This is a genomic window from Micromonospora sp. MP36, from assembly GCF_008119785.1.
Taxonomy (GTDB): Bacteria; Actinomycetota; Actinomycetes; order Mycobacteriales; family Micromonosporaceae; genus Micromonospora.
Window position 1 is genome coordinate 23,221 of record NZ_VSFA01000062.1, and the last position, 18,217, is coordinate 41,437.

An 18,217-nucleotide genomic window follows, 5' to 3' on the forward strand; every position below is an offset into this window, starting at 1 on the left:
TCCGCGAGCCGCGCCACCAGCCGCTTTTCGCCCGACCCGAATCCAGGCACGCATGTGCAGATCCCGGCGTAGTGCCCGGGAATTAGCGCGGGAAGCTCGTCCGCGCGTTGACATGAAACGCCGTTCTAGGTAGGCAGGGAAATGTTCCTTGACACGACAGAAGGCGAGGTGGCTATGGGTGTGTTCCGGCAAGCGATCGTGACGCTGATGGCTGTTGCTCTGGGCGTCGGGGCGCAGGCTCCCGGCGCGACGGCGGGGAGCGGGGTGGGGACGCCGACAGATCCGGTGATCGTGGCGACTGCGCCGGCCGGCAAGAAGGCGTTCTTCGCGGACATGGTTCGGTTGCACGACGGGCGCCTGTTGGTGGCCTACCGTGATTCGGTCGCGCACATCAACCAGGACGGCCGGATCCTGGTTGTCGAGAGCAGTGATGACGGGCGCACCTGGTCTTCGCCGCGGGTCGCGGTGGACACGTCCATCGACGATCGCGATCCGAAGCTGATGCAGACGCGTGACGGCACGGTGCTGATGAACTTCTTCCGCACCGACTGGACCGGCTACCCGGCCAACCCGGCCACGTTGCGCGGCACATACGTGACCCGCTCCGACGACAACGGGGCGACCTGGGGTGAGCCCGTCAAGGTCGGTACCGCGATGGACGGGCCCTCGAACGTTGTCGTGGGCGCCTACTACGCCGGGCATGCGGCCACTCATGGCCCGATCGTCGAACTCGCCGATGGTGACCTGCTTGTCCCGCTGTACGGCCGCCTGCCTGAAGGAGGGCGTGGCCCGGCGAGCGTGGTGCGCTCGACCGATGGTGGCCTGAGCTGGCCGAAGGCGAACGAGTCGTTCATCGGAGTCAGCGACAGCTTCGACTTCCAGGAGCCCAACCTGTCGGTGCTTCGTGACGGAACGTTGATGTCGATCGTCCGCACCTCAATCAACATCGCATACGTGTCGTGGTCCCACGACGACGGCACGACCTGGACCACGCCGGAAACCACCACGTTGCCGGCGTCCTCGCACCATCAGCTCATGCTTCGCAACGGCGACATGCTGCTTACGTACGGTGACCTTTCGGGGCAGTTCGGCGCCGGACGCCCGACCGCCGGCCGGATCCTCATGCACCCGGAGAACGGCATCGAGGCTAAAAAGGACATCCTCGTCTACGATGCCGCCATTCATGGCCCTCCGACGACCGACCAGGCAAACCCGTCCAGCGTGGAACTCTCGCCGGGCCGCTACTTCACAATCACGTCCGACCCGCACATCGGCTCGATCGTGGGGATCTACACCCGCAACGTCGACTATCTCGATCAATAGAGTCGAGCCGTAGGACGTGACGAGGGCCGAGTGGCGGGAGGGTTGGACCCCTCCGGCCACCCGGCCCTTGAAGTCTCGGAGCCGACGGTCAGCGTGTCGCGCGCCGGACCCGCTGCCTCATGTCGCCGAGCCGGTCGATCTCCATCCGAACCGTGTCGCCCTCGTCGAGATAGGGAAAACGGCCGGACAAGGCGACGCCCTGCGGCGTGCCAGTATTGACGAGGTAGCCGGGTTCGAGAACCAGGTACTGGCTCAGCGACCAGATGAGCTCGTGAACTCCGAAGACCATGTCAGCAGTGGAGGAGTCCTGACGAGGATCGTCATTGACCCAGCTGCGCAGCCGCAGTGCTTGCGGGTCTCCGACGTGATCCGGTGTGGCTAACCACGGCCCCAGCGGGTTGAAGGTTTCTGCGCACTTGCCCTTCGACCACTGCCCGCCGGAGACATCAATCTGGTAGGCGCGTTCACTCACATCGTTCGAGATCGTGTAGCCGGCGATCACCGAGGCGGCGTCCGCCGGGCTGTTGAGGTAGCGTGCCCGCCGGCCGATGACAACGGCGAGTTCGACCTCCCAGTCGACCTTCTTCGCGTCGGGCGGCATCAGCACGTCGTCGTACGGCCCGACGACCGAATTGGGGGTCTTGAGGAACAACACCGGGTGTTCCGGCGGCTGCCCGCCGGACTCGGCGGCGTGTGCCGCGTAGTTCATACCGATGCAGACGACGGCCCCGGGATTCGCCAGCGGCGCGCCCACTCGGTCGCCGGCGATCGTGGTGGTGGGAAGGTCGTTCGCTGCCAGCGCCCGCCGGGTGCGCGGTATCCCGTCGTCAGCGAGGAAGCCGCAATCGATGTCGGCGGTAAGGGGACGCAGGTCATAGTAGACGCCGTCGGCTGCCGCCACGACGGGCCGTTCGTAGCCGACGGGACCGATACGCAGAAATCTCACGTGATCTCCTCTGAGCTTCCCCCGTTACTCCCAGGGGCCTGTCATCTGGGACCAACCGGCTCTGGCCGGGTAGCTGATCGGGTCAGCCGACACTCCGCAGTTTCGCGCAGGAGTTCGCCCCGGATGGTTGTCGCGGACGTCACCTCGGCGCTTGACGCGCTGCAAGCTTAATCGAAGCGTTGACATGGAACAACGTTTCGGAAATGCTCCTGGTACCGCCTGATCAGCAACCGGTGAGGCAGGTGAAGTCATGAAGGACAGCCTCGCCGACAGCGTCAGCTTCGACGTCAGCCCAAGGGTCACACCTAACCGAGCACCGACAGGGGAGCGAGCCATGACTTCCGCACCCAAACACACAGTGATGCGCGATGCACCGGAGTGGCGGAAACTGGTCGACGACTACCGCCGTAACGGTGTCGTCGCGGTGCCGCGCCTGGTGTCGCCGTCCGACATCGCTGACGTCCGCGTGGCGCTGAGGCGCTATATCCGCGACACCGTGCCACACCTCCCGCCCGGCGACCTGGTGCGGGAAGCCGACGGCGTTTCGGTACGAAACCTGTGGCGCATGGAAAAGTACGACGACTACTTCGCCGCGCTCGGCAACCGGGAGGACATCCTCCACGTGGTCGGCGCTCTCCTCGGCGGAAAACCGGTGCTGTGCGCGGTCGAAACTTTCAACAAACCGGCTCGGCACGGCAGCGGCGTCCCGCAACACCAGGACAACGCGTACTTCTGCCAGGATCCACCGGACATGTGCACGGTCTGGATCGCGATCGACGCCGCGACCGAGCAGAACGGACCGGTCCAGTACGCCCGCGGTACCACCCACACCCTGCTGCCTCACCGGGCGTCCGGTATCCCGGGCAACTCGATGGTCATGTCACAGCTCCGGGAGTACCCCGCCGAGCAGGTCACGACCGCGATCCTCGAACCGGGCGACGCGATGATCCACCACTGCCAGACCGTGCACTGGAGCACGCCGAACCACACCGACTACAACCGGTGCGGTCTCCTGCTCGTCTACCGCGCCTCGCACACCAGGACCGACCCGGCGCTGAGGGAGCTCTACACCCAAGCCGCCGCTGCTTTTGCGGCCCGGCAGGACCCGGGCATGTAGGTGGTTCCGGGTCCTGGCAAGGGCAGCGGGCCAGTGAACTGTTGGACCGGCTTCGGGAGCCCCATTGAAGATCGTCTCGGTGACCCCGATCGTCGTCGGGGCCCGCATTGCAGGACAATGACCAGACCGCACGGGCCGAGGCGACGATCCCGGCATTCCGGCCGGCGTTGTCGATGCAGATTGCGTTCGGCTACGAAGGCTACGGCTACGGTTCCGGCGCGTTGTGGGACATCCTCGGCACGGATGACTCCGGTGCGACCAAGACTGCGGAGAAGCTCCATGCCTATGCCGACTGGAGCGCGAACGCCATGGTCGCCAAGGCCTGGAACGGCTCGGCCTGGGAGGAGATCGGCCGCAAGTCCCCCGCCATTGCGAACCGCTCGTGGACGCACTTCTCCCTCGACGTTGCCCCGACCGGAACGACTGCCACCCTCGACGGCACCGTCCTTGGCACGACGAAGCGCAAGCTCGCCGACGTCTCCAAGGTCACCGGCATGCACGTCGCCACCGGCCTCAACCCCGAGGACGTCGGCAACATGGAGCACTCCTACGACGACGTGAAATTCACCCCCATCAGCGCCGGCTGAACGACACCGCTCGACGGCTTCCTGATCGACCTCGTGGATACCTCGTCTTCGAGAGCGCCGTCGAGCCCGAGCTGATCGGCGACCAGCAATCGGGAGCAGACATGAAGAGGACTCGCACGGCGATGGCCGTACTCAGCGTCGCGGCGCTGGGCGTCATCGCGATACCGTCACCGCAAGCGAGCAGCAGTGGCGAAAACCCCACCGACGGTGGCGACCCAGATGGCTACGCCATCGCCCAGCAGCCGTACAGCGCGGTCTACGAAGGCGCCCCCGGCGTCATCGCCGGCAACGCGTTCGTCGAGACGTTCGACACGATCGACCGTAACAACCTGCCGACCAAGCACGTGCTGATGACCTGGCAGGAGAACGAGGACATCGCCACGGTCGACAACCTCGCCGCGATGATCCATTCCGATGACCGTGGTTACACGTTTCCGAGCGGCATCGACCGCAACTCCGGCTCCGGCTTCTACACCAAACTCCGCGACGGCGCGATCCTCATGGTCGAGTTCATCCCGGCGAAGGTCATCGACTCCCACACCGTCGAACTGGTGTCGCGCCGCTCGACCGACAACGGCAAGACGTGGAAGCGGGAAGCCGCTATGTTCACCACCGACCAGACCTTCAACCCCGCACGGTTCGACCGGGGAATGCGGGCGCACCGCGACATCTTCTACGCCCTCGACGGGTCGTTGCTGATGGGCTATTACACGGCTTACCAGCAGGACTCCGGCCACCGCGCCGAGATCGCGCGCAGCATCGACAACGGCAAGACCTGGAAGCGATACGCCACGGTCGGGCCACCGACGAGCGACGGCTACCAGTACAACGAGACCGGAATCGCCCGCGCCGTCAACGGTGACCTGGTCGCAGTGATGCGGACGTACAAGCTCGGTGGTCTCGCCCTGACAGAGCTGCGCACGGCCCGCTCGACCGACGACGGGAAGACCTGGTCGACACCGGTACCGGCGAAGATCACGACCGCGTCGGGTGAGCCCGCTCCGACCACCGGGGTGATGCCGACGCTACGCATGCTGCCCAACGGCATCATGACGATGACGTGGGGCCGACCCGACAACTGGATCGCGATCTCACCCGACGGCCTCGGCAACAGCTGGGAGAAAGCGCAGGTGACCTACCGCAACTACCCGCGGGTGGTCTCCAGCTTCCAGCGGTCCCATGGCTCGTCGGGCAACGGCGCCCACGCCGTCGTCGCGGCGAACCGGGTGCTGCAGGTGGGCGACAACTGTGCGCCGTCGTGGGGTTGCCCGGAAACAGACTCCGGGTTCCACACCGACGGTGAGTACCGTGTATGGAAGAAGTTCATCGACATCGTCGGCCCCGGCACCGGCAAGATCGACCTGCTCGGCAAGTACGCCAAGAAGAAGGTCACGATCGACACCACGATGACGAGCACCAACCCGAAACTGCCGGAGATGAGTCCGCTCGGTGCCATCGACGGCAGCACCGAGTGGGCGTCGTCAGCGGTCCGCAAGGACCGGGAGGTCCCTGCGACGTACACCCTCACGCTCGACCGGACGTACACGCTGACCCGCGCGGGCTTGAGCCTTCACCCCGGTCAGCCCAGCGCGGCGAAGGTCGAAGCCTCCGTCGACGGCACGACCTGGACGACGGTCGTCGACACCGGCCAGATCACCAGTCATGCCCTGGAGTACTTCGACATCGACAAGGTCCGCGCCAAGCAGGTCCGCGTCACCGTCAACGACCCGAGCAGCAACGGTGCGGCGTTCCTCAACGAGGTCGAGCTGTACTCCACCGTGGACTCATTCGAAAACGACCCCGTCAACCAGGTGCCGCGCGGCTACACCGACGCGGTCGGGGTGACGGTCACCGACTTCGACGTCGATGACTCGCGCCACGTGATGCGCCTCGCCGACGCCTGGAGCGACCGGATCGCCCAGGCCACCCGCGTCTCCGCGGCGGCGCCGAAGCAAACCCTGGAGTTCCGGGTAAACTCCATCGGCTACGCCCGTAGCTTCGGGTTCACCACCAGGGGCGACACCGCCAGCGCTCACGGCCTGCCGGCGTACCAGATGAACGTCGGCAGTGACGGCAGCATCGGCTGGTACGACGGCACCGCAAAGAAATGGAACAAGCTCACCCCGGCCGGGACCGTGCCGCAGAAGGAGTGGCACACGATCCGGGTGGAGGCCACCCTCACCGGCGCCGAGGTATTCCTCGACGGCGCGCCGGTCGGCTCGGCACCACCGACGACACCGGGTATCACGGCGCTCACCGGGCACCAGTTCGCATCCAGCGGCACAGCCTCCTTCTATGACCACTTCCTCATCGATGACGTCGAGCAAACCAACCCCGCCTGACGGCGGCATGGGTGCGACGGCCACGGCCGCTCCGGCAACGGGCGGCCGTGGCTACAGCGTGCTTCAATCTGCTGCTCCCACCGGCCGGATGAGGTTTCGGCAAGGGCGACGCCCACCGTCGGGAGACCATTTCAGCATGCCAACGAAGCACCATCTCTACGGTGCAACCTCCCCGCCAGATCAGGGGCTCTACCCGCGTCTCGACCTGGCTCGACAGGTTGCGGAGTGCGTCGGCAGGGCGCCCCGGGACCCGGCCGCCGCTTCGAGCGCGGGTTCGGTTGGGATCCCGTCTACCCCAGCTGGTCTCGGCGGCGGGTCAGGTAGGCGGTCTCGGCGGTGTTGCCGGCCAGCTCGATGGCTTTGTCGTATGCCGCGTGTGACTGCTGGCTTTGGCCCAGCCGGCGTAGCAGGTCGGCGCGGGTCGCGTGGTAGGCGTGATAGCCGGCCAGCTTGTCCTCGAGGCGGTCGACGGCCGCCAGGGCCACGTGCGGGCCGTCGAGCTCGGCGACCGCGATGGCCCGGTTGAGGGCGATGATCGGGGAGGGGTCGAGGCGGACGAGTTGGTCGTAGAGCGCGACGACCTGCGACCAGTCGGTGTCGCGTACGTCGCGGGCGGAGGTGTGTACGGCGTTGATCGCGGCGAGGATCTGGTAGCGGCCCGGGGCCACCCCGGCGGCCAGGCGTTCGCGGACCAGTAGGTCCAGCGGCAGTTCCTCCCCGCCGTCGGCCTTCACGACCGCGGCGCCGGCGCGCCATGCCGCCCAGCACAGCCGCAGCCACAGCCGGGGTGGGGCGAGGTCCCCCGTACGTAGTGCCTGGAGAAACCCGGCCAGTACTTCGGAGTCAACGTCGTCGGCGTGCCCGGACGTATCCGCGGCTGATCTTCGCCGCGAGGTGCGTCAGCGCGGGCAGAGCCACCCCGATCGCACCGACGACCCAGGCGGGTCCCCGGTCGCGGGCATGGTGAGCCAACTGCTGCCACAGCTCGTCGGTGGTGTCGCTGTCGTAGCGCTCGCACACCAGCAGCTTGCGCAGCTCGTCCAGCGGCATCGTCTTATCCGGCAGTCCCCGGCACCGTCCAGACCCACCATCGGGCCGCACGGCCAGGCCGTACCTCGCCAGCCACGCCCTGCCCCCGTGAACGCACACCTCATACTGCCACTTCCGGTCGGAGGGCCATGACCCGTCGCCGCCGCCCACGCGGCGCATGTCCACCTGCCGCGCCGCGTCCGCAATAGCCGGACGTGCTGGACACGGCCGCTGGCTTCGGCGTAGTGAGCTTCGTCGCTGCCATGGACGATCGGTCAAGAAGCGCAGGGTTCGCGGCAGGTGAGTGGCAAGACGTGAGCGCCTGCAGCGTTACCCGCACAGCACGACTTCCCCATAGCAGTACGAAGGCGACGATGGCGGCCGCTCCGGTCGCAGATACCTCCCCATGGTGAGGCCGCATAGCGGGAACAGGCCGGCCATCGACATCCCGCTCGCTACGTAGCGCAGAGTTTGGAGATCCTCCTGGTCGCTTCCGTAAGGCCGGTCCCAAGTCGGCATGATCCGCGCTCTCTGCAGGGGTGGTCGTTGACATTGCGACTGCATTGCCAACCAGGTTACGGTAGTTCGCGATGCAGTCGTATTGCAAAGAGGTGACCCTCGATGCGTGTAATCCCGCTGCCCGAAGCGTCCGCCCAAATGGCCGATCTGGTGGGCGGCAAGGCGGCCGGCCTCGGCGAGTTGATCCGCGGGGGCGAGCGAGTGCCGCCGGGATTCTGCGTCACCACCGAGGCGTACCGGTCGGGCGTCATCCCCAAGGCGGAGATCATCGACGCGTACCAGCGGCTCGGTGCGGGCCCAGTGGCGGTGCGGTCCAGCGCGACGGCCGAGGACCTGCCGGACGCGAGCTTCGCCGGACAGCAGGACACCGTTCTCAACGTCACCGGCACCGCTGAACTGATCGCCGCGATCGAGAAGTGCTGGGACTCGCTGCACGCCGCCCGCGCGGTCGCCTACCGCGACGCCCACCACATCGATCACGACGCGGTCCGGATGGCCGTCGTCGTGCAACGGATGGTCGCCGCCGAGGTGTCAGGGGTGCTGTTCACCGCGAACCCACTGACCGGCTGCCGCACCGAGATGATGGTCGACGCCGCGCCCGGTCCCGGCACGGCGGTGGTGGACGGCGGCACTGTCGTGGACCACTACATCCTCGACGGGACGGACCAGGATGGCACCGGCTGTCTGGCAACGGCCCAACTGGCCGAGCTGCGGGGCGTCGGCGAGCGCCTCCAGCGGCACTTCGGCTGCCCGCAGGACGTGGAGTGGGCAATCGACGAAGACGGGACGGTGTGGCTGCTGCAGTCGCGGCCGATCACCACACTCTTCCCCCTCCCGCCGGACACCGACAAACCCCTTCCGCGCGTCTACCTGGAATTCGGCCACGTCCAGGGCATGCTCCAGCCCGTCACGCCGATGGGCATGTCAACGCTGAAGTCGCTGGTCGCGGCGATGCTCGCCGCGCTCGGCATCAGGGCCGAGATCGTCGACATCGGTGGGCGACTCTACGGCGACCTGACCGATCTGGCGCGCAGCAGGTCCGCCCGCAAGCGACTGGTCAAGCTCATGGCTGTCGACTTCGGACCACGTGCCCAGGCGGTCATGCAGCAGGTCCTGGCGGACCCGCGGTTCGCCCCGAGCAAGGACCGCCCAGAACGCCGGCGTAGATCCGACGCCGCATCACTGCGGACCGCCGTGCGGCTGGTGGTCGGTGGCGTGCGGGCACTGGCCCGACCCGACGCGGCGCGGACGCGGATGTTCGACGCCATCGAGCAGTTGAAGCTTCGGTCAGCTGCGCCCGACGGCCTGCGTACCGCCGCGGAACGGCTGTGCTTCGTGCAGGCCCAGGAGCCGGCGAGCAGCCCGAATGACATCGTCTCACCCATCGTGGCCGGAATGCTCGCGGCCGCGCTGCCGGCTCACCTACTCAAGGGCGTCGCCCGCGAGGACGAGGTCCACGCCGTCCTGGGTGGGATGCCCTACAACGTCACCATCGAGATGGATCTCGCGCTGTGGCGGCTTGCCCAGCGCGCCGGCGACCACCGACAGTTGCTGCTGCACACGCCGCCAGACGAGCTGGCCGCGCGGTACCGACAGGGGACGCTCCCGGACATCGGACTGGCGGCGTTCCTCGACACCTACGGCCACCGGGGCGTCGCCGAGGTCGACCTTGGAGTGCCGCGCTGGGACGAAGACCCTGCACCGGTCTTCACCATGATCGCCAACTACCTACGGGTCACGGATCCGGAGCAGGCACCCGACCGGCGCTTTGCACGCGCGGCCGCCACGGCGGAAGCCACCCTCCACGAGCTCGTCTTCCGGGCCCGCCGCCGCAGGCCGGTGCGGGGCCGCCTCGCCGGGTTCCTGCTGCGCCGCGCCCGGGCGTTGGGGGGCCTGCGGGAGGCGGGCAAGTTCGCCGGCCTGTACCGGTTGCGGGAGATGCGGCGGCAACTGCTCTCCGTGGGCGTCGACCTGACCAGCACCGGACTGCTCGACCAGCCCGGCGACATCATGTTCCTGACCCTCGACGAGGTGCACAATGCCGTGCACCAGAACGTCGACCACCGGCAGACGGTCGCCTCCCGCAAAGCGATCCACCAGCGGGAGTTGCGCCGCCGGACCGTACCGGTGGCGCTGCTGTCGGACGGCACCGACCTGGAGGCGGTCCTGCCGGCACCGGCCGCCGCGGATGGCGCGCTGACGGGCGTAGGGGCGGCCGCGGGCCAGGCGACCGGCCCCGCCCGGGTCGTCCACGACCCGAGCACTGCCCACATCGAACCCGGCGACGTCCTGGTCACCGCCACCACGGACCCGGGATGGACCCCACTGTTCCTCACCGTCGCAGCGCTGGTCACCGAAACCGGTGCGGTCATGGCCCACGGCCCCACCGTGGCCCGGGAGTACGGCATCCCCGCGGTCATCTGCGTTCCCGACGCGACCCGGAAGATCTCCACCGGGCAGATCATCACCGTGGACGCTGCGGCCGGAACCGTGACGATCCACTGACCGACGCGGGTGCCGACGTAGTGGCTCGGCGGCCGGAGCGCGGTGACGCGACCGGCCACCCAGCCGCACGTCCGCCCGATCGATCTCCTCTGCCCACTTCTTCAGGTCATTCCGTGCCGAACCGATGGTGCGCCGTCCTTCTCAAGATCCTGTCGCTTCTTCGGTCGGTGGATTGCGTCGTCGGGTTGGTGTTGTGTCCGTTGGGAGTTGGTCCGGGCTGCTGATCCTTGTGCGGCTCGGAGGAATCGGGTTCCCCAGTCTTGGAGGTGGTCGGTGAATTCCGGTGGGCTGAGCACCTCGAATTCAGCGCCGATGTTGCCCAGTGCTTGAGTGGGCCAGTCCAGGCTGGTGGATACCATAGTGAGACGGCAGTGTTGGCTGTCGATGGGTTCGATCGTGCCCCATTGCCCGGCGACCCGGCGGACGTGTTCGGCGGATGCGTGGACCAGGGCCTGCACGGTGTGTGCTGGAGGGACGCCGGTGGAGGTGCGCACGAACTGGGCGGCGTCGCCGGCGGGAAGGGGGCGTGGCCGGAACCTCGTTCCGGCGCTGCCCGGGTCGGTCAGTCGGTCGAGGCGGAAGCTGCGCCAGTCGTGTCGGGTCAGGTCGTAGGCGGCCAGGTACCAGCGGCCGCCGAGCGCGACCAGGCGGTGCGGTTCGACTTCTCGTTCGGTGTCGGGGCCGCCGCGTGCGGTGTAGCGGAATCGCAGCCGTTCCTCGTCCCGGCAGGCTTGGGCGATCACCGTGAGCACTTCGGCGGGCACGACCGGTCCCGCGGCCGTGGGCGAGATGGTCATCGCGCGTAACGCGTTGACCCGGGCACGGAGACGCGGCGGGAGGACCTGCACCACTTTGGTCAGCGCGCGCACCGCCGCGTCTTCGATCCCGGCGATTCCGCTCTGGGTGGCGTTGCCCATGCCGACCGCCAGCGCGACGCCTTCCTCGTCGTCGAGCAGCAGCGGCGGCAGGACCGCACCGGGCGCCAACTGGTAACCGCCGTCGGTGCCTCGGGAGGCGTGCACCGGGTAGCCGAGTTCCCGTAGCCGGTCGACATCGCGGCGCAGGGTGCGTTCCGAGATTCCCAGGCGGTCGGCCAGATCGGTGCCGGACCAGTGGCGGTGAGTCTGCAGCAACGACAGCAGCCGCAGCGTTCGGGAACTGGTGTTGGCCATGTCGCGATCCTCGCACGGCTTCCGGTCAAAAAGTGACCGGAAGCCGGTCTAGGGTCATTCACATGATCACTCGCGAGATACAGCTGACCACCCAGATCGCCGGCGCACCCCGCCGGGAGCACTTCACCGTTGTCGATACCGAGATCGACGGCGAGGTCGTCGTCCGCACCGACTACCTGGGGCTTGCCGCCACATACCTCGAGCTCATGCGCTCCGACTGCCACCTGCCGATCCCGGCCTGGCAGCCGGGCCAGCGCATCGGCGTCATGGCCATCGGCACGGTGCTGCGGTCGGCCAGCCCGGATCTGCGAGAGGGCGACCTGGTCCAGTCGATGAGCGGCTGGAGTACGCATTCCGCCGGGCCGGCCGCCTCGTATGTCAAGCTGGACCGCGACGCGTACCCGGATCCGAGCTACCACCTCGGCCAGGGACCGACCGCCTACTACGGCATGGCAGACGTGGCCAAGGTCGGCCCTGGCGATGTCGTGTTCGTCTCCGGCGCGGCCGGCGGCGTCGGCTCCCTGGCCGCCCAGATCGCCCGCAATCTGGGCGCCTCGAAGGTCATCGGCAGCGCGGGCAGCCAAGCCAAGGCGGATTACCTGGTCCGCGAGCTCGGTATCGACGCCGCATTCGACTACCACCAGGATCCGGTCGCAGCACTGAAGGAACTGGCACCCGAGGGAATCACGGTCTTCTTCGACACCGTCGGCGGCACGCTCTACGAGGCCGCGCTCGAGGTCGCCGCGCCGGAAGCGCGGTTCGCGTTGTGCGGATCGCTGTCCACCCAACTGGGTGCGGCGGCCCAGCGATTCCCCGAACCCGACCAGGCTGCCGCCGCAGCCAAGGGGATCGAGCTGCTGCCATTCTCCTGCTACCACACGCCCGACCAGATCGCCGCATGGCACACCCACTTCAAAGCGTGGCTCGACCAGGACAGGTTCGTCTTCCCGCAAACGGTCGTCGAGGCCGGCATCGACGCCGTGCCCGATGCCTTCCTGTCGCTGTTGCGAGGCGGCTACCGCGGCAACGTTTCGGTGCGGCTGCCATGACGCCGCTGTCGCGTCGCGCCCTCAACCGGGCACTGCTGCAGCGCCAATTCCTCCTGGAACGCACCGACCAGGCGCCACTTGACGTGATCCGGCGTCTGGTCGCCCTGCAGGCACAGGAACCGAACTGGCCCTACCCCGGGCTGTGGAGCCGGATCCGCGGCTTCACCCACGCCGACCTGACCACCCTGTTGACCGACGGGCAGGTCGTGCGCTCCAGCCTCCTGCGCAGCACCCAGCACATCGCCGCAGCCGACGATTTCCGTCGGCTGCGGCCCCTGCTGCAACCCGTCCTCGACCGCACCGCGAACTCGCCGTACTTCCGGCGCAACAGAAACCGGCTACCTATCGAGACGCTGACGGCCGACGGACGTGCGCTGCTGGACGCCGGACCGCTCGCCCGTAAAGAACTCGCCCAACGCCTCGCCGCCCGCCACCCGGGCCGCGACGGCCGGATCCTCGCCGGCGAATTCGAACTACGCACCCCACTCATCCACGATCCCACCACCGCGTCCTGGGGCAGCTGGGGCAACCGATCTTCCATCACCGTCACCGCCCTGCCGGCCGACGCCATCGAACCCGCGGCGATCCAGGACCTGATCCGCCGCTACCTCGCCGCCTTCGGACCCGCCACGGTGGCCGACGTCCAGGCATGGAGCGGGCTGACCCGGCTCAACCAAGTCGTCGAGGACATGAGCATCGAACTACGCCACTACACCGGACCCGACGGCCAGACCCTGCTCGACCTGCCCGACACGCAGCTACCCGACCCGCACATCCCAGCGCCCGTGCGACTGCTACCCGCGTACGACAACGCCCTGCTGGGCCACGCCGACCGCACCCGCATCATCAGCGACGAATACCGCAAGCAGGTCATGCCCGGCCGAGCCCTGGTACGCCCCACCATTCTCATCGACGGCTTCGCCCGTGGGACCTGGTCGTTCACCGGAGACGACATACGACTCGTACCATTTCGGCCTCTCACGGCCACCGAACGGCAAGCCGTCAACGACGAAGCGAACCGGATGCTGCCCTTCCTCAAGAACCGACGAGCGTCATAGCCCGCGCCCGATCAGCCGACGCCCGCGAGCCATGATCCTGTGCGTAGCCGCGGATCGAGTGCGCCAGCCGAGTTCACCGGTGCCACCGACCGGCAGGGCGGCGAGCGTGAGGAAATCCCGACGAGCGCGTGTTGGCTGGATGGGCATTCGGGTGCGCCGCTGCCCGCTGCCGGACGTCGCCATCGTGGGAGCGGACCGGACCGGAGAGGTCGCCTCGTGTGAGGGCGGCGGCCACGACGCGTTCGGCGCGGCGGCGGCGCATCCGCAGGATCGACGCGGTCACGCCTATCTCGGCGGCCAAGTGCTCGATCAGTGCGTCGCCGAACCGGGTCGCGCTGATCAGCTCGGCGGCTTCGGCGGTGATCAGGCCGGCGGCGGCTGCTCGGCCGAGCAGCAGATCCGGGTGCCCGTAGGGCATCCTCGGCGAACGCGAGCCGCTAGACAGCTCCAGCGGCAACTCCTCGCCGTCGACGGCCTTCACGACTGCCGCGCCGGCGCGCCAAGCCGCCCAGCACAGGCGTAGCCATAGGCGGGGTGGGGCGAGGTCCGCCGTGCGCAGGGCCTGGAGGAACCCGGCCAGGACTTCGGAGTCCACATCCTCGGCCTGCCGCGGGTGGCCGCGGCTGATCTTCGCCGCGAGGTGCGTGAGCGCGGGCAGGGCCACGCCGATTGCGCCGACGACCCAGGCTGGTCCCTGTTCGCGGGCGTGGTGGGCCAGTTGCCGCCACAGCTCGTCGGTGGTGTCGCTGTCGTAGCGCTCGTACATCAGCAGGTTGCGTAGCTCGTCCAGCGGCATCGTCGTGTTCGGCAGACCTGGCACCGGACGCGCGTTGAACACCAGCGGCGCGGGTTCGCAGGTCAGCAGCTCGAATGCCTTCTCGGCAGCGGTCAGGGCCGTGTCGGCCGTCCTCGTTCGGGTGGTCGTTGGCATGGTGATGTCTCCCTTCGAGGGGAGCGCTTCGCGATGTGCGATGGCTCCGAGACCTCGATTGGGACAGCTCGAACTGACACCACGAGCGTTTGTCAGACCGGGACAGGTCGTGCCCGGTGGTGTCAGGTTCGCCGCTGCGCCGACTGCCCGCGCCCGCCGACGTGGCTGTCAGGCGGCCGGGGTGACCAGTTCTGTCAGGCCGGGGGCGGGTTCGATCGGCCTGTCAGCGGCGTACTGGGGACCGTCAGTACGTCCGCCGGTCCGGGGGCCACCGTGCCTATGACCGATAGAAACCATCACCGCGCACCCGTTCCCGTGGGGGACGTGGTGCCCGGCGACCCGCCCGTGCCCATCACCGTCTGGCCGGTACCCGCCCCGCAGCCGGGCGAGACCATGTCCACCGCGATGGGTCTCCGACTCGTCTACAACCTCACCCACCCGTCCGACCTGATCATCGACCTGACGGAGGGGCCGCAGCTCGCCGGCGCCATCCTCGTCGCCCACCGCTACCGCCACCTGCAGGCGGCGCGTGCGATGGGCTGGGGGAGCGAGGCGGCGATGCTGATCGTCACCGGCTGGCCACTCGCCCCAGACGCCGGCGCACTCGAGTTCTTCGCTCGGGGTCGGGCCAAGCTCCTGCCCGGCGGATGCCTGGCGGTGCTGCTGGCGCACGGCGACCCGATCCTTCCGGTCGACGTCGTCATCGCCGGCAAACAGGCAGGTCTGTCCTACCTGCAGCACATCGTGGCGGCCGACCAGCCACCCACGCGCGGACAGCGGACACAGCTGGACATCCACACCGACGTCCTGGTTTTCACCCAGACGGCGGGAGGTGACGGCGATGCCTGAGCCGATGCCGATCACGTCCGTGTGGCTGACCTGCCAGCAGCCGGCTCGCGACCAGCGACGCGGCCGATACGTGCCGGAGTCGTCCACGCACCCGGGCAAGATGCTGCCCCACCTTGCCGCGCACGCCATCGCCGCCTACACCGCGCCAGGGGATCTGGTGCTCGACCCGATGTGCGGGTCGGGCACCACCCTCGTCGAGGCCCTGCACCTCGGGCGGCACGCGCTCGGCGTGGACATCGAACCGCGGTTTACCGCCTTGGCGGCCGCGAACGTCGCCCTCGCCACGTCCCAAGGCGCCGCCGGCATGGCCACGGTCATCACCGGCGACGCGACCGCGCTGCTCGATCTTGCCCCCGCGTCCGCGGTCGGCGAGGTCGGGCTCGTGCTCACCTCACCGCCGTACGGGCGATCCACCCACGGACTTGTCCGCATGACCGGTACCGGGGTCATGAAGCGGGCCCACCTGTACGGCGACCGCGCGCGCGGCAACCTCGCCTACGCCGGATGGTCCGGTCTGCTCGATGGGTTCGCCGCGATCCTGTCCGCCAGCTACCGGCTGCTGCGCCCCGGCGGCACGGTAGTCATCACCTGCCGCCCGGTACGCCGCAGCCCGGACGACTTCATCGACCTGCCCGGTGAGCTCCTGACGGTCGCGCAGCAGGTCGGGCTGATACCGGTGCAGCGGTGCGCGGCGATGCTCGCCGCCGTCCGCGACGGCCAGATCGTGCACCGCGCCTCGATGTTCGGGCTCATGGCGGTACGCAAGTCCAGGGCCGAGGGCCTCCCTGTGCACCTCGTCGCGCACGAGGATGTCCTGGTCCTGCGGCGTGGCCAGCCGAACTCCCGCGTCAGGCCCGCCGACGGCTGACAGCAGGTGAGCTGGGCTGTCAGGTTCTGCCAGACGGCCGGACCTGACAGCCCCAGCTCCACCGGCAGCAACGCGGTTAGCCTGAGGGCTCTTCTCCTTATTTCATGTGCTGATCTGACACGTCCGCGACGGCATCGCGCCCACCCTTCCCGGTCGGCCGCCGTCCGCCAGCCTCAGACCCTCAGCACTGACCCGCCCCTCGCCTCATCTGCGACCGGGGCAGGACACCCCCATCCCTTCAGGCGGCCACCACCCGGTGGCCGCCTTCCTTCATGTCCGAAGGAGGACGCAAATGCTTCGTCCCGCCTGGTACCTGACAGACGGCGATCTCCTCGCCGACCAGCACAACGCAGCCCCGCCCGATCTCCTCATCGGTGTCACCGCACTCGTCGGCGGAGACAGCGGATCCGGCCGAGCCCACCACACGGCCACCGTACGGCTGACTCCCCGCGCCAGGCAGGTCACCAGCACCCGCTCGGCTGCGAGCAATCCGGCGGCGCAGCGATGACCGACACCAACCTCGCGGACCAGATCCACACCCTGCACACCGACACGATCACCGCCATCGAACAGCGGCAGACTCTGGCCGTCGACGCCCGCTCCGCCCTCATCGCCGCGCTGCGGGACGGGCTGATCTGCCGGACCGGCTGCGAGGACGCCCTCGCCACGTGGGGCCTGGAACCGCTGCCACAACGATGGACCGTCTCCGCCGAGGCGCAGCTGTCGTACACACGCCCGCACGCCGACCACAACGAGGCCCGCGAGCAGGCACGCTTCGGCGTACCGGAGGAACTGCGCCTACTGCAGCCGGCGATGGCGGTCTACCCGCGACACGTCATCGACGTGACACCCACGCCGAACGGACACGACCAGCCTGGGCCGCAGCGGTACCGCATCACCGTGCAAGTCACGCTCCAGACCTGGGTCACGGTGACCCGTGAGGCCGACGCGCACGACGCCGCACGCGCGATCGTGGAGGGCCACCTGCCCGCGCTGGCCGGCGCCGGCATCACCCTCACCGGGCTGACATGGCAGGCCGCCGACGACCCCGACGACGTCCCGCCGGACGACATCGACACCGTCGCGCAACCCGTGGCAGGCACGGCACAGCTGACCGAACTCGCAGACGACCTCACCGCCGCGGCGGCGGCACGCGACGCGGCGGTGCAGGGCCCTCGCCGACCTGCGGCGCAGCATCCGCGCCCGCGCGATCCGCGCCCTGGCCGATGACGAGATCGGTGGCACCTATCAACACACCGCGCAGCGCGTCGACCGGTTCCTGGCCGATCTCGGGCTCCACCCACTACCTCGAGCGCACCACGTCACCGTGGTCGCCGACCTGACGCTGCCGATCAGGGCAGGCACCGCCCGGGAGGCCTGCGACGCGGCACGAGACACGATGCGCACGGCCACCACCAGCAGCCCCGACCAGACACGGCCGTGGACCGCGTACGGCTGGTCCATCCCCGAGTACGCCACAGTCGACCAGGACGGCTGGCGGATTCCGTGGCGGCACGAGTACGACATGTGGCTGCGCGGCCACGCCACCTCCGCCGACGCCGCCGCGGCAGCTGAAGCCCTCGCCCGCGCCGACCTGGCCCAGGCGCTGGCCGGCATCGACCACGACCTGGTCACCGTGACCGCCAGCGTCGACAGCGCCGGTATCGACCTGTACCTGGACCCCGACAGCGACTGAACCGTCAGGCGCGCCGATCCGGTGATCGGCGCGCCTGTTCCCGCAGGGGCCGCGTCGCGCTGCGCCCAGCCGACGCCGGGCACGCGCGGCGCCTACCCGCTCGCCTCCGGCCAATTGTCGACCTCAACCAGCAGTGGAGATCACCATGTCGTTTCCAGACAACAAGCTGACCGTGCGATCCCCAGCCGACCTGGTAACCGCGGTGCCATACCTCCTCGGTTTCCGG

16 protein-coding genes and 1 pseudogene are annotated in these 18,217 nt (G+C 68.7%); 12 read left to right on the forward strand and 5 right to left on the reverse strand.

Features of this window, described 5'->3' with window-relative positions; all coding sequences use genetic code 11:
- The first annotated feature begins 141 nt into the window (after nucleotides 1–141).
- Nucleotides 142–1,323, forward strand: coding sequence for a sialidase family protein (locus FXF52_RS28625; RefSeq protein ID WP_148801448.1), 1,182 nt, complete (start codon nucleotides 142–144; stop codon nucleotides 1,321–1,323).
- Nucleotides 1,324–1,411: 88 nt separating this feature from the next.
- Here the strand turns inward: FXF52_RS28625 and FXF52_RS28630 are convergent, their stop codons facing one another.
- On the reverse strand, nucleotides 1,412–2,269 hold the full coding sequence (locus FXF52_RS28630; RefSeq protein WP_148801449.1) for a fumarylacetoacetate hydrolase family protein: 858 nt from the start codon (nucleotides 2,267–2,269) through the stop codon (nucleotides 1,412–1,414).
- A 334-nt stretch (nucleotides 2,270–2,603) separates the two neighbouring features.
- On the opposite strand from FXF52_RS28630, the gene FXF52_RS28635 reads away from it, so the two are divergent.
- From FXF52_RS28635 to FXF52_RS28645, 3 genes are all read left to right on the forward strand, one after another.
- A complete protein-coding gene (locus tag FXF52_RS28635; protein WP_187413759.1) occupies nucleotides 2,604–3,386 on the forward strand; it encodes a phytanoyl-CoA dioxygenase family protein in 783 nt (260 codons plus the stop codon).
- 107 nt (nucleotides 3,387–3,493) lie between these two features.
- Nucleotides 3,494–3,973, forward strand: a complete 480-nt coding sequence (locus FXF52_RS28640; RefSeq protein ID WP_148801451.1) for a hypothetical protein — start codon at nucleotides 3,494–3,496, stop codon at nucleotides 3,971–3,973.
- Nucleotides 3,974–4,074: 101 nt separating this feature from the next.
- Entirely contained in the window at nucleotides 4,075–6,315 is a 2,241-nt protein-coding gene (locus tag FXF52_RS28645; protein ID WP_148801452.1) for a discoidin domain-containing protein, read from the forward strand.
- A gap of 290 nt (nucleotides 6,316–6,605) precedes the next feature.
- On the opposite strand, the pseudogene FXF52_RS28650 reads toward FXF52_RS28645, so the two are convergent.
- Together FXF52_RS28650 and FXF52_RS43340 are read right to left on the reverse strand one after the other, a co-directional pair.
- A pseudogene (locus tag FXF52_RS28650) lies at nucleotides 6,606–7,010 on the reverse strand (RNA polymerase sigma factor); the annotation flags it as partial.
- A 148-nt stretch (nucleotides 7,011–7,158) separates the two neighbouring features.
- Nucleotides 7,159–7,365 carry a hypothetical protein gene (locus tag FXF52_RS43340; RefSeq protein ID WP_255472434.1) on the reverse strand — a complete coding sequence of 69 codons (207 nt, stop codon included), beginning with the start codon at nucleotides 7,363–7,365 and terminating at the stop codon, nucleotides 7,159–7,161.
- A gap of 600 nt (nucleotides 7,366–7,965) precedes the next feature.
- Here FXF52_RS43340 and FXF52_RS28660 point away from each other — a divergent pair.
- Complete coding sequence (locus tag FXF52_RS28660) at nucleotides 7,966–10,368, forward strand: PEP/pyruvate-binding domain-containing protein (RefSeq protein ID WP_148801453.1); 2,403 nt, start codon at nucleotides 7,966–7,968, stop codon at nucleotides 10,366–10,368.
- Nucleotides 10,369–10,469: 101 nt separating this feature from the next.
- Here FXF52_RS28660 and FXF52_RS28665 read toward each other — a convergent pair whose 3' ends face one another.
- Complete coding sequence (locus tag FXF52_RS28665) at nucleotides 10,470–11,540, reverse strand: YafY family protein (RefSeq protein WP_148801454.1); 1,071 nt, start codon at nucleotides 11,538–11,540, stop codon at nucleotides 10,470–10,472.
- 62 nt (nucleotides 11,541–11,602) lie between these two features.
- Between FXF52_RS28665 and FXF52_RS28670 the strand changes: the two genes are divergently transcribed.
- Together FXF52_RS28670 and FXF52_RS28675 are read left to right on the forward strand one after the other, a co-directional pair.
- Complete coding sequence (locus tag FXF52_RS28670; RefSeq protein ID WP_148801455.1) at nucleotides 11,603–12,589, forward strand: NADP-dependent oxidoreductase; 987 nt, start codon at nucleotides 11,603–11,605, stop codon at nucleotides 12,587–12,589.
- Complete coding sequence (locus tag FXF52_RS28675; RefSeq protein WP_148801456.1) at nucleotides 12,586–13,647, forward strand: winged helix DNA-binding domain-containing protein; 1,062 nt, start codon at nucleotides 12,586–12,588, stop codon at nucleotides 13,645–13,647. Before FXF52_RS28670 ends, FXF52_RS28675 begins: the two co-directional genes overlap by 4 nt.
- A 73-nt stretch (nucleotides 13,648–13,720) precedes the next feature.
- Here the strand turns inward: FXF52_RS28675 and FXF52_RS28680 are convergent, their stop codons facing one another.
- On the reverse strand, nucleotides 13,721–14,578 hold the full coding sequence (locus FXF52_RS28680; protein ID WP_255472436.1) for a hypothetical protein: 858 nt from the start codon (nucleotides 14,576–14,578) through the stop codon (nucleotides 13,721–13,723).
- Nucleotides 14,579–14,857: 279 nt separating this feature from the next.
- Here FXF52_RS28680 and FXF52_RS28685 point away from each other — a divergent pair, with 279 nt between their 5' ends.
- The 5 genes from FXF52_RS28685 to FXF52_RS28705 all read left to right on the forward strand — a co-directional run bounded on the left by FXF52_RS28685 (nucleotide 14,858) and on the right by FXF52_RS28705 (nucleotide 17,991).
- On the forward strand, nucleotides 14,858–15,427 hold the full coding sequence (locus FXF52_RS28685; RefSeq protein WP_255472437.1) for a hypothetical protein: 570 nt from the start codon (nucleotides 14,858–14,860) through the stop codon (nucleotides 15,425–15,427).
- Entirely contained in the window at nucleotides 15,420–16,295 is an 876-nt protein-coding gene (locus FXF52_RS28690) for a TRM11 family methyltransferase (protein ID WP_148801457.1), read from the forward strand. Before FXF52_RS28685 ends, FXF52_RS28690 begins: the two co-directional genes overlap by 8 nt.
- Before the next feature lie 292 nt (nucleotides 16,296–16,587).
- Nucleotides 16,588–16,803 carry a hypothetical protein gene (locus tag FXF52_RS28695; RefSeq protein WP_148801458.1) on the forward strand — a complete coding sequence of 72 codons (216 nt, stop codon included), beginning with the start codon at nucleotides 16,588–16,590 and terminating at the stop codon, nucleotides 16,801–16,803.
- Nucleotides 16,800–17,525, forward strand: coding sequence for a hypothetical protein (locus tag FXF52_RS28700; RefSeq protein ID WP_148801459.1), 726 nt, complete (start codon nucleotides 16,800–16,802; stop codon nucleotides 17,523–17,525). The genes FXF52_RS28695 and FXF52_RS28700 overlap by 4 nt, the downstream gene beginning before the upstream one ends.
- Nucleotides 17,526–17,622: 97 nt before the next feature.
- Nucleotides 17,623–17,991, forward strand: coding sequence for a hypothetical protein (locus tag FXF52_RS28705; RefSeq protein ID WP_148801460.1), 369 nt, complete (start codon nucleotides 17,623–17,625; stop codon nucleotides 17,989–17,991).
- Nucleotides 17,992–18,217 lie beyond the last annotated feature (226 nt).